13 protein-coding genes and 1 tRNA gene are annotated in these 13,697 nt (G+C 39.8%); 1 reads left to right on the top strand and 13 read right to left on the bottom strand.

What is annotated here, in order from left to right:
- Positions 1–329: 329 nt before the first annotated feature.
- The 5 genes from yhbH to queG all read right to left on the bottom strand — a co-directional run bounded on the left by yhbH (position 330) and on the right by queG (position 6,602).
- A complete protein-coding gene (gene yhbH, locus MHI58_RS04585) occupies positions 330–1,493 on the bottom strand; it encodes a sporulation protein YhbH (protein WP_007497035.1) in 1,164 nt (387 codons plus the stop codon).
- A 140-nt stretch (positions 1,494–1,633) separates the two neighbouring features.
- Positions 1,634–3,529: a PrkA family serine protein kinase gene (locus tag MHI58_RS04580; protein WP_113767231.1), complete on the bottom strand. Its 1,896-nt coding sequence runs from the start codon at positions 3,527–3,529 to the stop codon at positions 1,634–1,636.
- 443 nt (positions 3,530–3,972) lie between these two features.
- A complete protein-coding gene (gene trmL / locus MHI58_RS04575; protein WP_003211950.1) occupies positions 3,973–4,446 on the bottom strand; it encodes a tRNA (uridine(34)/cytosine(34)/5-carboxymethylaminomethyluridine(34)-2'-O)-methyltransferase TrmL in 474 nt (157 codons plus the stop codon).
- Positions 4,447–4,489: 43 nt separating this feature from the next.
- The gene (locus tag MHI58_RS04570; RefSeq protein ID WP_024719936.1) at positions 4,490–5,392 is read right to left on the bottom strand and encodes an amidase domain-containing protein; all 903 of its coding nucleotides are present in this window, start codon (positions 5,390–5,392) and stop codon (positions 4,490–4,492) included.
- A 61-nt stretch (positions 5,393–5,453) separates the two neighbouring features.
- Positions 5,454–6,602 carry a tRNA epoxyqueuosine(34) reductase QueG gene (gene queG, locus MHI58_RS04565; RefSeq protein WP_026050065.1) on the bottom strand — a complete coding sequence of 383 codons (1,149 nt, stop codon included), beginning with the start codon at positions 6,600–6,602 and terminating at the stop codon, positions 5,454–5,456.
- Between the two features lie 83 nt (positions 6,603–6,685).
- Here queG and MHI58_RS04560 point away from each other — a divergent pair, with 83 nt between their 5' ends.
- Positions 6,686–7,282, top strand: coding sequence for a hypothetical protein (locus MHI58_RS04560; RefSeq protein WP_144666999.1), 597 nt, complete (start codon positions 6,686–6,688; stop codon positions 7,280–7,282).
- Positions 7,283–7,378: 96 nt separating this feature from the next.
- Here MHI58_RS04560 and MHI58_RS04555 read toward each other — a convergent pair.
- The 8 genes from MHI58_RS04555 to ssuD all read right to left on the bottom strand — a co-directional run bounded on the left by MHI58_RS04555 (position 7,379) and on the right by ssuD (position 13,686).
- A tRNA-Gly gene (locus MHI58_RS04555) sits at positions 7,379–7,452 on the bottom strand.
- Positions 7,453–7,579: 127 nt separating this feature from the next.
- Positions 7,580–8,236, bottom strand: coding sequence for a hypothetical protein (locus MHI58_RS04550; RefSeq protein WP_168948489.1), 657 nt, complete (start codon positions 8,234–8,236; stop codon positions 7,580–7,582).
- A gap of 80 nt (positions 8,237–8,316) precedes the next feature.
- Positions 8,317–8,598, bottom strand: a complete 282-nt coding sequence (locus tag MHI58_RS04545; protein ID WP_008349089.1) for a hypothetical protein — start codon at positions 8,596–8,598, stop codon at positions 8,317–8,319.
- A complete protein-coding gene (locus MHI58_RS04540) occupies positions 8,595–9,500 on the bottom strand; it encodes a PqqD family protein (RefSeq protein WP_008349091.1) in 906 nt (301 codons plus the stop codon). The genes MHI58_RS04545 and MHI58_RS04540 overlap by 4 nt, the downstream gene beginning before the upstream one ends.
- Positions 9,484–10,950, bottom strand: coding sequence for a hypothetical protein (locus tag MHI58_RS04535; protein ID WP_019743966.1), 1,467 nt, complete (start codon positions 10,948–10,950; stop codon positions 9,484–9,486). Before MHI58_RS04535 ends, MHI58_RS04540 begins: the two co-directional genes overlap by 17 nt.
- Positions 10,928–11,674 carry an ABC transporter ATP-binding protein gene (locus MHI58_RS04530; RefSeq protein ID WP_008349096.1) on the bottom strand — a complete coding sequence of 249 codons (747 nt, stop codon included), beginning with the start codon at positions 11,672–11,674 and terminating at the stop codon, positions 10,928–10,930. Before MHI58_RS04530 ends, MHI58_RS04535 begins: the two co-directional genes overlap by 23 nt.
- A gap of 115 nt (positions 11,675–11,789) precedes the next feature.
- The gene (locus MHI58_RS04525; protein WP_003211695.1) at positions 11,790–12,002 is read right to left on the bottom strand and encodes a hypothetical protein; all 213 of its coding nucleotides are present in this window, start codon (positions 12,000–12,002) and stop codon (positions 11,790–11,792) included.
- A gap of 541 nt (positions 12,003–12,543) precedes the next feature.
- On the bottom strand, positions 12,544–13,686 hold the full coding sequence (gene ssuD / locus MHI58_RS04520; RefSeq protein WP_047947124.1) for an FMNH2-dependent alkanesulfonate monooxygenase: 1,143 nt from the start codon (positions 13,684–13,686) through the stop codon (positions 12,544–12,546).
- Positions 13,687–13,697 lie beyond the last annotated feature (11 nt).

Raw genomic sequence — 13,697 nt, 5'->3', positions numbered from 1 at the left:
TGTCATCTGCTTTAGCAAACTTAGAATGCCCATCATCTGACAGATTATGAAACAAGCTCATAGAGCTGCCTGTTTCCCCTTTTTCTACTCCGCTGAAAATGGTGTGCAGCCCATTTATACTTATTGTTCACTTATGAGCAAAAAGCAGAAAAAGAAGAAAAGACAATCGGCATCTTTTTTGAAAAACTTATATTTAACAAGATTAAATATTAATAAATGAAAATTGAAATGTCAAAGAGAAAGTTTTACTTTTTTTCTGGTGATCCCTTCCTTCTCCACACAAAAAACCTTTCAGCCCTTATGCTGAAAGGTTTTTTTGAATGTTCTCTTTAAGAAAGAACTTCTTCCTGCTGAAAAAATTTTTTTAATGCGAGAAAAACGTCTGATTTTTGCTTCAAAATATAATGCTTAAATTTCTCATCCTGAATATGTTTATATGCTGACATTAACGTAGAATGCCGATTATATTGATTCACTTCACCATAACAAAATAAATTGGCTTTTTTCATAATTTCAGAAACGAGCTTCACGCACCGTGCATTATCAGAGGTCAAATTGTCACCATCAGAAAAATGGAAAGGATAAATATTATATCGTGACGGAGGATATCGTTCGTCTATGAGCTCTAGTGCCTTTCGATAGACAGAAGAACAAATGGTTCCCCCACTCTCTCCCCGAGAAAAGAAGTGCTCCTCATCTACGACCTTCGCCTCTGTATGGTGGGCAATGAATTCGATCTCGACTGTCTCATACTTTGTCCGTAAGAAACGTGTCATCCAAAAGAAAAAGCTTCTTGCCATATATTTTTCCCAAAGCCCCATACTTCCGCTCGTATCCATCATCGCTAGGACAACCGCTTTTGATTCTGGTTTGGTGACTTCATTCCACGTCTTATACTTAATATCCTCTGGATAAATAGGATAAAAGGAAGGGCTTCCTGTCATGGCATTTCGTTTAAATGCTGACAGCATTGTTCGTTTTTTATGGATATTACCGGTTAACCCCGTTTTGCGAATATCATTAAACTCAATTTCCTCGACAACGATATCATCAAGTTCCTTTTGTTTAAGATTTGGTAGCTCCAGCTCACGAAATAGCGCTTCCTCTAAATCCATTAATGAGACTTCTGCTTCGTAATAATCATCACCGGCTTGATCTCCAGCACCTTGCCCCTTTCCCTGTCCTTGCTTACTGTCAGATCCATCCCGAGCGACCACATCGCCAACCTGGCTGTCTCCATCCCCCTGACCTACATGCTTATTCTTATCATAGTTGTACCGAATTTTATATTCATCTAAAGAACGGATCGGAATTTTGACCACATCTTTGCCATTAGACATGATGATGCTTTCCTCTGTGACAAGATCCGGCAAATTGTTTTTAATCGCCTCTTTGACTTTTTTCTGATGACGCTGCTGGTCATCAAAGCCTTTTCGATGGAGGGACCAGTCTTCCTGAGACACAATAAACTGACTTTTTTCTTGCCGGGACATCCATCCCCCTCCTCACCTTTTTGGACAATTCTTGTACCCATCGATTCCATTATCGTATGCTGGCCGTCGTCGAAATGACGACGATTTTTAAAAAAGACATTACCGGTGCTGGTTTGCGCCAATAATGCCTCCTTCATTTATTAACGATTCAGAAGACTGCCTACATATTTTAAGAGTTCATTTGCACTTGTAGAATTATAGCCATGCTCATCAATCAATCGCGCCACTACTTCATTGACCTTTTTCAACTGTTGCTCATCCGGCGTTTTCGTCGATGTCGTAATTTTCACGACATCTTTCAAATCGGCAAAGAGCTTCTTCTGAATGGCTTCTCGTAATCTCTCATGAGAATTATAATCAAAGCGTTTGCCCTTTCTCGCATAAGCTGAAATCCGAATAAGGATTTCTTCTCTGAATGCCTTTTTGGCGTTTTCAGAAATGCCGATCTGTTCCTCAATTGAACGCATGAGCTTTTCATCAGGATTCATTTCTTCACCTGTTAACGGATCACGCAGTTTGTTTTTATTGCAGTACGCCTCGACATTATCTAAGTAATTATCCATGAGAGTTTTCGCAGACTCCTCATAGGAATACACAAATGCCTTTTGAACTTCCTTCTTCGCCATATCGTCATACTCTTTTCGTGCGACAGAAATAAAATTCAAATAACGTTCCCGATCTTCACTTGAGATCGATGGATGCTGATCCAGTCCTTCTTTTAAGGAACGGAGGACATCCAGTGCATTGATGGATTCCATGTTCTTTCGAATAATAGTGGATGAAATGCGGTTAATGACATATCTCGGGTCAATTCCGCTCATTCCTTCGTCATGAAATTCCTTTTTCATCTCATCAATATCAACAGATTGGAAACCTTCGACACTTTCCCCATCATACAGTCGCATTTTTTTCACCAAATCGATATCAGACCGCTTCGGCTCTTTCAGCCTTGTCAAAATAGAAAACATCGCAGCCACCTTTAGCGTATGCGGGGCAATATGAACATCTGAAACATCACTTTCTGAAATCATCTTATGATAAATGCGTTCTTCCTCTGTCACCTTTAAATTATAAGGGATCGGCATCACAATAATTCTTGAGTGTAAAGCCTCGTTCTTTTTATTTGAAATAAATGACCGATACTCCGTTTCATTCGTATGTGCAACAATCAATTCATCCGCACTAATCAACGCAAAACGCCCTGCCTTAAAATTTCCCTCCTGCGTTAATGAAAGAAGATGCCATAGAAATTTCTCATCACACTTTAACATCTCCTGAAATTCCATCATTCCACGGTTCGCTTTATTGAGCTCTCCATCAAACCGATACGCACGCGGGTCTGACTCTGAACCAAATTCAGCAATCGTTGAAAAATCAATACTTCCTGTTAAGTCAGCAATGTCCTGAGATTTCGGATCCGACGGGCTGAAGGTACCAATGCCGGTCCGTTTGTCCTCTGAGAAAAAGATTCGTTCCACTCTCACATCCTCAATGCGGCCGCCATATTCCTCTTCCAGCCTCATCAAGTTCAAAGGTGATAAATTCCCCTGCACACGTATGCCGTATTCTCTATAGAAATCCTCCCGCAGATTTTGCGGAATGAGATGAAGCGGATCTTCATGCATCGGGCAGCCTTTAATCGCATAGACTGCGCCATGATCTGTCAGTGAATACTCTTCCAGCCCTCTTTTCAGCCTTGTGACAAGCGTCGATTTCCCGCCGCTGACTGGGCCCATTAACAATAAAATACGCTTTCTGACATCTAAACGTTTAGCCGCAGGGTGAAAATACTCTTCCACTAGCCTTTCCAATGATTCCTCTAAACCAAAAAGCTCCTGATCAAAAAATTTGTAGGTTCTGACCCCATTCTCCTCTTCAATCCCGCTGTCCTTAATCATATGATAAACGCGAGAATGAGCAGATTGAGCGACAATTGGATTTTCTTTAATAATATCTAAATATTCGCTGAATGTGCCTTCCCATTTCAGTCGCTGCTCTTCTTCTCTGTGCTGTTCAATTTTCTTTAAAATATCCATATGAACCTCCTCTTTCAAGATTGAAGCTAGAAATCAGATACTGTTTTACAATCTATGCGGAGGCGTCCTATTACATGCTTTCGTTCTTCAAAATGACGAATTGGCAAACTGAATTGACAACCATCCGCAAGACCCTTCATAATAAAGGAAAAACAGGAGAAAAATGATCTTCATCTCCTGCTTTTCAAGGCGAACTTCACAACATATGAAACCGGCAGCAAAGGAACAAAGGGATAAGGGGGAGCTTATATGAGAACGGTCATTATGATGGGCGTCATCATTACGTTTTTAGTATCCATTTTCACAGCTGGCTACGAAGGCAAGCCTGGTAAATGAAAAAAAGGATGTTCCATCAGCGGAACATCCTTTTTCATTTCGTTCATATTTTCAGCACTTACATATTCACTGAAAGCGAGATGGGATCTCGGCTTTTTATCATGTTCTTATATCAAATCTCGGTATTGTTGCTGGCGAAGCGCCTCATACACAAGAATCGCTGCCGTATTCGATAGATTCAGTGAACGAACATGCTCTGTCATTGGTAAACGTAGACAGCGATCCATATTCCGTTCAATCAAATCTTTTGGCAATCCACTCGTCTCTCTGCCAAATACGAAGAAATAGTCTTCATCTAACTGCGAGTAATCGAACGTTGTATGCGGCTTTTGCCCAAACTTTGTGATATAGAAAAATTGCCCCTTCGGATGAGCCTCAAACAATTCATCTAATGAATCATGATAGACGACATTGGCATATTTCCAATAATCGAGTCCTGCACGCTTCAGCATTTTATCATCTGTCGAAAAACCAAGCGGACGAATCAGATGAAGTGTTGTATTTGTTGCTGCACATGTTCGCGCAATATTTCCAGTATTAGCTGGAATTTCTGGTTGATATAAAACGACATGAAGTCCCAAAAAAGTTCACCTCTAATTTTCTTTTCCGCTCAACATTATACCATTAACTATCCTTCGGGGCATCGTCCAAAATGTGAAAAAACGTATAACGAATACTAGGTGTATAAGCCGTTGAATCTTCATACGACCAGTAACGCATACGACTGTCATACGTTTGTGCATTCACAAGAGGCATTCCGCCTTTATCATGATCAACGACAATGGTTGTATGATTATACCTACCGTCACCCTCAAAATCGTAGCAAATAACATCACCTATTTGAAGCTCCTGCGGCTCCTTGAGCTTCTTCGCTCTCAACCCCGCTTTGGAATTCGTTAAGTAATTTTTCATCGAATGTGCCACCGTCCAGCTGTAGCTCCATGTATGTGGACGAACCCACCAGCCAGATCCACGGTTCGGATATCCTCTCGTTGGCGCATTCCCTGCTTTTAGACATTGTGAAATAAAATTCGTACAGTTATCTTCAAAATTTTTATAGGCTGGATTTCGTTTATTCCAATACGTCTCAGCATATTGAACAGCTGCACGCCGGTCATAGTGAAAAGCTCTTCCAAATTGGTCTTCATTTTGGAAACGCTCATCCACCTGATCTTCCTTTTGTCGTTCTTCTAACATCATCCGATCTTTCACAAGCATGTCGTTATAAAGAAACGCTTCTCTTTTCTCAACCTGTTCCTCTAAATAAAAAGAATCGTCTATATCCTTACAGACATAAGTGAGGTGCGCGAGATATTGTACTTGCTGAGCTCCATCATCTTGAATAGCTGAATCGAGAAGTTTTGCTTTTGCTTTCGCCTTGACAATCTCAACTTGTCTTCTTGCAAACAGCTCTTTCTTTCGCTCCACAGCGTCCACATCAGACATCAGCTGGGGTTGTTTGATCGTACTGCCATTTAATAAATATGCCAGTCTGTCTTCTAACGTTTGTTCTAATAATTGTTTCACACAGACACCACCAAACTTTTTTTAACATCTCTGTTTGGTTCATTCTATGTTCAATGGGAGGTTATTTAGTATTTAAAGGTGTTTGTAACAATTCAATCCCTTTGATGATCTCTTGTTTTGCTTCTTCATCACTTTCCCGCTCAAGGGCTTTTTCCAGTTCTGAAAGCTGCTGACCATCGCCAATTTTACCGATTGCCCAAGCAGCCGTGCCTCGAATGACCGGTCTTGGATCTTTATGCATCAGGTCAACCAAATCTGGCAAAGCAGATGTATCTTTAAAGTGAGCAAGTGCCAAAATGGCATTCCGCTGAATAGGCTTTTTCCCTCGCCATGATCCAGAAACATGACCATACTTCTCTTTAAATTCACGATTGCTGATTGTCAGCAGTGGCTTTAAGAGCGGCTTTGCAATTTCAGGGTCCGGCTCCATTTCAGGATGTAGATGAAAGTCTTTCCCTTTATTAATTGGGCAGACCGTTTGGCACGTATCACATCCATACAACCGATTCCCTATTTTCGAGCGAAATTCGTCAGGTAAAAACCCTTTTGTCTGTGTTAAAAACGAAATACACCTTTGAGAATTGAGCTGGCCTGGATTCACAAGAGCACCCGTTGGGCATGAATCCACACATTTATTACAAGTTCCGCACTGGTCTTCTATTTTCTCATCCGGTTCAAATGGAACATTTGTAATCATCTCAGCCAAATAGACATAAGATCCGAACTCTGGTGTGATAATCATACAGTTCTTTGCACTAAAGCCAATGCCAGCACGTTCGGCTACAGCACGGTCAGACAATTCACCTGTGTCCACCATTGATTTTGTCCGAATATCTTCGTGTTTACTGCGCAAAAATTCTTCAAGCATGTCGAGCTTTTTTTTCAGCACAACATGATAATCAGTTCCCCATGAAGCCCTGCAAAAAATTCCTCTTCTTGCATCCTTTGTACTTCGGGGAGCATCTTTCATTTTAGAAGGATATGCGAGCGCAATGGCGACAATTGATTTTGCTTTTGGAAGCAGCAAAGCAGGATTTGTTCGTTTTTCGATATCAGGCTCTTCAAAACCGGACAAATACCCTAACGATTCATGTAAGATGAGGCGGTCCTTTAATGAATCAAATGTATCAGCACTTGCAAATCGAATTTTATCGACACCAATTTCGTTCGCATATTGAATTAACTCTTCTTTTAATTGTCCAACATGAATCACCTTGCAAACCTCCTTTCTTTGTTTCTTCAGTTGTTTTCAGTATAATACGAGTGTATCATGACCGATTGGAGTGAGTCACTGTGAAGATACAAATGGAAATTTCCCAACCTCAAAGCCCGTCTATCCATGTTGGACAGATTGAATATTCACATATTGAGATAGGAAAATCCCCTCAAATGTTAAAAGGCCGACTGCGCCTGTTTCAAGAATCTTTGTTTTTTGAATATGAAGATCAAACTTTGGAAGAAGTACCAGCGATCAAAGAATGGACGAATCTTCTAGAAGGTGTCCCCTTTCTTCCGCTTCTTGCTGATATTCAAAAAGAACAATTTATTGACTCGACCAATTCCGTACAGGATTTGTCGATATTTTTTTCATTGAAATATTTCTTACCTATCCTTACATTAGATGCCGATCAATTGAAAGGGCCTCTTTCATTATCCAAAAATGAAACTGGTCATATTGAATGGCAGGATGGCGCAGAGCTTAAAGGGTTATTTTCTCAACCAAGTAAAGCTCAAATTTCTCAAGACACAAAAAGCATTCTTCAAATCATTCTCTTCCCACCATCTATTTCCCGGGAAAAGAGTGAAGCACTTATACAATCCTTGACGAAGATGTTTATACAAATACATGGTGGAGAAAGCAAATATGAACTCATTGAAAAAGCACTGTAGGTGACAGTGCTTTTTACATTATACTGACATAATAAAAAACGCAACACTTCGTTTATCTATGAAACGAAATACTGCGTTATAAACAAAATTATGTATTGGAGCGGGTGATGAGAATCGAACTCACGACATCAGCTTGGAAGGCTGAGGTTTTACCACTAAACTACACCCGCATCAATCTTTTAAAGACAACATCATTGCGTTGACTTTTATTATGTTACAACTTTCTTAACAATTCGTCAAGAGAATATGAAGATTTTTCGTCAAAAAATTTCATATTCTCCATATATATTACGATAGTTATTTATCGAGCTGGATATAAAATAAGTAGGCATGTGACTTATTCTTCAGCGCTTGCTTAGGATTTTTCTCAATCACTTCAAGCATCGGTGAATTTCCGTCTTTCCCCATTGCCGCAGTATACGCAATCAGTGCCTTTCCTCCAGGAGAGACTTTGACAGTATCAGATTGTGCAGAAAAAACATAATCACTTACTTTGAACGGAAAACTTGCTGTTGCTTTTGTCATTCCCTCATTCTTGTTGTCTGACCACATACTAAATTGTGATTCATATGTATCTTTCTCATCTCTTAATTGTAAAAGTATATTCATCGTTTGGTCAGTTCCATCCTGATGTAACGTAAAAGTCGAAGAAGATGATTCCTTATCAACTAGCCGGCCATTTTTGTAGTGGCTCCCGATAAACGTAATACTCTTATCATTCTTCGTTAATCCTTTAAGTGTAAGAGCTACTATTTCATTCGTCGTTGATGCCTCTAGTAAGTTTTTTTCTTTCTTTGTCAATTTCATTTTTTCAATCGTTACTTGGTTTTTAGAGTCAGACTCTGTTTCTATTTTAGAGACCGTTTTCTCTGTCGTTGTTGTTTCTGCAGCCTTCTCGCCGCATCCTGCTAATAGAAAAACAGTCAATAAAAGAATGCTCCATTTCTTAATCATTGATATCCCCTTTTATACTTTTATTTTTTATTATACTAAAATTTGGTTGATTATACAAAAAAAAGATTAGGAAAATTCTCCTAATCTTTCGCTTTTTTCTGTTTCATGGCTGATAGGAATGCCACAATGAGAAAACTGACAGCAAAAATGACAACCATATAAATAAAAAAGTTTGGTTTGATTTGGAACGTAAATGCAGACGAACCTTCCATTTCAAAAGCAAGACTGTTAAATAATAATTCATTATTTGTTTTTGATTGAAATAAGTGATAGAACAGAACACCAATGGTCAACATCGGAAAGCCTAAGAAACCCAGGAAACTACCAACAATTGCACCTTGTTTCATTGCCTGAACGTTCATGATCGTTGTCCTCCCATTCCACCAAGCAATAACTGCTTCATAATAGACTTACCATCCCCCATAAACGGAAGAAGGTAGAGTAATTGAATAAAATACGTGATTGAAAAAATGAAAAACCCTGTCGAAATTGGATTTTCTTTTAGAAATAAAACAGTCACAATGATTCCGGCTGCGCCAATGAGCCCCGGCAAAAGCGGACCAAGCAGTGTAATCCACACCTGTTTTTTCTGAAACGGATCTAAAACAGGCCTCACAAATTTCACAGACATCATATCGCTCGCAAAAAAGCCTTGAGGACCATCCCGGCCGGCGAACTTCCGATGTGCATACCCATGTGCCGCCTCATGCAAGGCAGTTCCAGTAATTAATCCAAAATAAATAATCGTAAAATAAATTGCAATGGCTGCAATCGATGGATCAGGAATAAATAAAAAGGCGATTCCCGCCATGATCATAAAGAGCACCCAAAAAAAGATGATTTTGCGCGTCACCATCAGCAGAGCCGTACCCAATATGTGAAGAAATGAATGACCCGTGCAGTCAAACCGCTCTTTCATCTTTACTTGATACTGCTTAAAAAATTGACAGAAGGCTGTGACAGTCCGATATGGCGATTGATAATGAATCGACAGCAAGTGATGCTGATTCAGCCCCATCATCAATTGATAAAAATCGCGGGCAATCACAGACTCATCGACCTGAAACAAATCGGCGAGCTCTGCCGTAATACTCGCCTCTGTCCTTTGACCATCCACTTTCGTTAACATATGATATGCACTTTCGTTAATTGGAAGTGAGCTTCCGTACTGCGTATCAGTCAAATGCCTTTTTTGTAAAGTCACATATGGAGCAAGTGCCGGCACCCGCTCAATCTTTAGCTTATTGTTAAGAAGTTGAATCATGTGAATACCTCCATGAAAAACCTTTATATATGGCAAAGATGAGCAGACATTCAAATCCTGCCACAAGCAGCCACTGAAGCATTTGACTCGATTCCCCTATCACATAGTTTCCAATAAATACAATCGGAATCATGATTAAAATAAGCGCTCCGAACGAGAAAATACCTGTGTAAGGATTATTTCGATCAAGGGGTAATAAAATACCTACCACATAAAAGAGAGCCGTTGCATTACACAAGACAGCAGCGCCAATCAACACGATCCAGATCTGATCCGGGAGCGTCAGTGTTGTGATCATAAATAAAACAATTTGGATCACACCAACGAGCAAAAGCCCGAGGAACTTATAAAGAGCCACTTCCCACGGCCTTAGACCAAACGTTTTATACATCCCAAGCATACGTTTGTCATTGCCAAATGAATTAAAAGCTGTTAACCCAGCTAGCGCACATAAGACAAAAAAAGCTTCTCCTTCAAAGCGGAAGGCAAACTGATAACGGACAAATAAAATGACAATAAGGAGGATGAGAAAGTTTAAAATATTTTCTTCATTTCTCACTTGTGACTTTATTTCCTTTACAATGAGTGACCACTTTTTCGAAGATGAAAATGGTAGTTTGTGCAGAAAGGTTAACGCTTTTTTCTCAGCCATAATTGGCATTAAAGCAAGAGAAATAAATGCGCCTCCCGCAGATAATAAGATGAAGAGGATCAAAATCGCATAATTCACCCCGTCAGGAGACATCCCTTGTGCCGCTAAGAAAAACGGCGCTGTAAAATACATCAAATGATAATCAAACTGTACATATGATTGCTGTATTTGATTGATGTCGAAATGTGTCATTCCATACGCTACAACTAGCGCTAATAAAACAAATATCGCTGCAAATTTTTGCAACGGTAATTTTAATTTTAGTACGAGTAAATAAGTCACGTTGTAAATGAGCTGAAGCAGTGTTAAGACAAAGAGGGATTGCAAAAGCACCATCAAAAAGAATGTAAGAATAAAGAAAATACCGATCCCTTGTGCAATAAAATTAGGTAAAAGCAAGATCCCGATGAAAAATAAAACAAGCCCTGTCACGACTGTCACCATCGGAATGAAGTAACCAAGACTTTTTTGAAAGGTAGACAGCGGAAACCAGCTGAGCTGCATAGAAAAACGATCTTGTTCAGGTGTTCTGACTTTGATCAGCACAAATAACAAGCTTGTAAAAATGGATGCATTGATTGCCATCGACACAACCAACAACCCAAGTGAACGTTCATCTCCATTTAAGAAAGCCTTCATAAAGACACCCGTAAAACTGTATCCGATGATGGCTCCCATTGTGACTGCAAACAAAAAGAATAAGACCACAATGATTCGCTTCGTTTGAGTATCAAAGAGCTTATACATCTCTTGCTGCCACATTTTAAGCATCATTTTAGAAATGATTAATGATTTCATCAAAATGTGCACCCCTATCACTTAACATTGAAGCTTTCAGAAACACCTGTTCCAATGTGCTTGATTGATACTTTTCTTTTAAGGCTGAAACCGTCCCTTCATCCATTTTATTTCCTTTAGAAATAATGGCGATCTTGTGGCACAGCTCTTCCGCTGAAAGCATATCATGCGTTGAAAGCAAGATTGCACCATGGTGCTCGGCATAACGTTTCATCAGTTTCTTTGTGTTTATAACCGCTTCAATATCAAGTCCTCTAAAGGGCTCATCCATGATCACTAATTGACTCTCAAGCATAAAGGCAGCAATCAGCTGTGTCTTTTTTTTCATTCCATGGGAATAGGTTTCAATCGGTCTTGATAAAGCTGATTCCATATCAAACAATTCAATTAGTTGATTTCTTCTTTGAATTGTTTTACATTCATACATAGAAGAAACAAAATCTAAATATTCAGCACCAGTCAATGCTTCAGGGAGCAGCAGATCATCTGGAACATAGGCGACTTGTTTTTTAAAGGATGGATCATCATTTGTGACGTCCTTGATATGAATGGTTCCTTCTGTATGCTTAATGATGCCGAGTACACAGTTAATCATCGTTGTTTTACCGGATCCATTTGGTCCAGCCACAGCAACGATTTGATGAGGGGCAATTTTCAAATGAAAATCATTGACAGCAGTCACGTTATTTTTATACGTCTTGGTTAAATTCTCGATCGTAAACATATAACCTCCAAGTGTCTGCATATTCTTTAAAAACAGATCAGGCTAAACCGCCCGCCACAGACGGTTTAGCCCTGGTGTCTTATCTAAGAAGTAAAAAGATGAATCCTAAGTATAGCTACTTACATTCAATTTGGACTTTTAAGCCACTTTCCCACTGAACGGCTCCTGTAAAGCTACCCTTGCCGTTTGCTAAACACCAAACTGCTGCTCCTAGAACAACTGTTGCTCCCAATCCAAGAAGGACAGCAACAAATACTAAGAACCAAGCTTGGTCCATAATAGCAGGTTCCATAGTGGAATAGTCAACTTGCGGCGCTGCATAAGTCATACTTTTCACCTCCCAGCTTATGATGATCGTATCATAGGCGTCACACTCCAAACATCAACAGAAGATCCCATTTTTGACCGAACATATTTTCGTATAAAATGTGACTTTTTATTCAATTATTCATGTTCAACTGTATAAATTCTCCCTTTTTTACTATTTTTCACCACAACATAAGAACCACAAAACCCATATATTGGCAATAAATCCATCTTTTTTCTGCCTTTTTTCAAATAGTTCATTTTCATCATCTCTTCTATTTAATCTTTCATTTTTTTGAGATAGAAAGAATTCCCCCGATATATCAGATATAAAAGTCCTAATTATATGTCGTTAACACATCAAATACGACATATTAACTGATAATTCCGACAAAAGAGTGAGCATATTTTCCTTCTTCTCTTGTCTCTTAAAATATGTATATACAAGAAAACCTGTTGGGAAAAAAGCCCTTGCCTTCTTCCACAGCACATATCATTTTACTTGCTTCTCTTTCTATAAAAAAAGCAAAGCAGCCCGACAAGTATGACTGCTTTGCTTTCATTTATGAGGAACTTGCAGCAGAGGCTGTATCAGGAAAGTAATTGTTCCCAATAATTTCACCAGCAGGAACGTGTGGTCCTGCATCACCATTTCTTTTAAATGGGAGAAGCGGGAAAACAAGTTCTGCTAAATAATAAGATTCTTCTAAGTGCGGATAACCAGAAAAGATAAATGTATCAATACCTAGAGACTGATATTCTATTATACGTTCTGCTACTGTATGCGGGTCCCCGACGAGCGCTGTTCCTGCCCCGCCTCTAACTAAGCCAATGCCCGCCCAAAGATTAGGGCTAATTTCAAGCTTCTCTTTATTCCCTTGATGTAATTCAACCATTCGTTTTTGCCCTACTGAGTCCATCCCTTGTAAAGTCTTTTGCGCATCATCAATAGTCTCTTGATCTAAATGACGAATCAGATGTTCCGCTGCCTGCCAAGCTTCATCTTCCGTTTCCCTCACGATCACATGAAGTCGAATACCAAACCTCACCGTTCTTCCCTCCTTTTCAGCCTGCTTTTTCACTTGTGCGATTTTCTCTTTTACTTGTGCAGGCGGCTCGCCCCAAGTTAAATAAACATCTGTATGTTTTGCAGCGGCTTGAATGCCTGCTTCTGATGATCCTCCAAAAAAAACGGGTGGATGTGGTGTTTGAGCTGGTGGAAATAACAGCCGTCCATTTTGTGTTTGCAGATGCTTCCCTTGAAACTGAACATTCTCTCCTTTCAATAACCTCTTCCATATGGTCAAAAATTCTTCTGCTGCCTCATAACGTTCATCATGAGAAATGAATAGCCCGTCTCCTTCAAGTTCTTCTTTACTTCCTCCCGCTACAACATTGATCAGCAGTCTCCCGCCTGAAAGCCGATCAAATGTGGAGGTCATTCTAGCAGCAACAGATGGCTGCATCAACCCTGGCCGAAGAGCCACAAGAAACTTTAAATGGGTTGTTTCTGCAGCTAAAGCGGCCGCTGTCAGCCATGGATCTTCACAAGATCTACCAGTAGGCAGCAAGACCCCTGTGTACCCAAGCTGATCGGCAGCTTGAGCAATTTGTTTAAAATACGGATAGTCTGCCTGTCTTGCCCCTTTCGAAGATCCTAAATAACGCCCATCCCCATGCGTTGGAATAAACCATAGAATATTCATCATATCGCCTC

Origin of the sequence: Bacillus sp. FSL K6-2869 (genome assembly GCF_040869405.1) — a bacterium.
GTDB classification, from domain to species: domain Bacteria; phylum Bacillota; class Bacilli; order Bacillales; family Bacillaceae; genus Bacillus; species Bacillus altitudinis.
This window is presented reverse-complemented; position numbering and strand designations above follow the sequence as displayed.

What these genes read in the sequence shown, in the direction of transcription:
- yhbH (WP_007497035.1), bottom strand. Translation starts at nt 1,493, where the DNA reads ATGTCCCGGCAAGAAAAAAGTCAGTTTATTGTGTCTCAGGAAGACTGG.
- MHI58_RS04580 (WP_113767231.1), bottom strand. Translation starts at nt 3,529, where the DNA reads ATGGATATTTTAAAGAAAATTGAACAGCACAGAGAAGAAGAGCAGCGA.
- ssuD (WP_047947124.1), bottom strand. Translation starts at nt 13,686, where the DNA reads ATGAATATTCTATGGTTTATTCCAACGCATGGGGATGGGCGTTATTTA.
- MHI58_RS04550 (WP_168948489.1), bottom strand. Translation starts at nt 8,236, where the DNA reads ATGATTAAGAAATGGAGCATTCTTTTATTGACTGTTTTTCTATTAGCA.
- MHI58_RS04545 (WP_008349089.1), bottom strand. Translation starts at nt 8,598, where the DNA reads ATGAACGTTCAGGCAATGAAACAAGGTGCAATTGTTGGTAGTTTCCTG.
- MHI58_RS04535 (WP_019743966.1), bottom strand. Translation starts at nt 10,950, where the DNA reads ATGAAATCATTAATCATTTCTAAAATGATGCTTAAAATGTGGCAGCAA.
- MHI58_RS04530 (WP_008349096.1), bottom strand. Translation starts at nt 11,674, where the DNA reads ATGTTTACGATCGAGAATTTAACCAAGACGTATAAAAATAACGTGACT.
- MHI58_RS04540 (WP_008349091.1), bottom strand. Translation starts at nt 9,500, where the DNA reads ATGATTCAACTTCTTAACAATAAGCTAAAGATTGAGCGGGTGCCGGCA.
- MHI58_RS04525 (WP_003211695.1), bottom strand. Translation starts at nt 12,002, where the DNA reads ATGACTTATGCAGCGCCGCAAGTTGACTATTCCACTATGGAACCTGCT.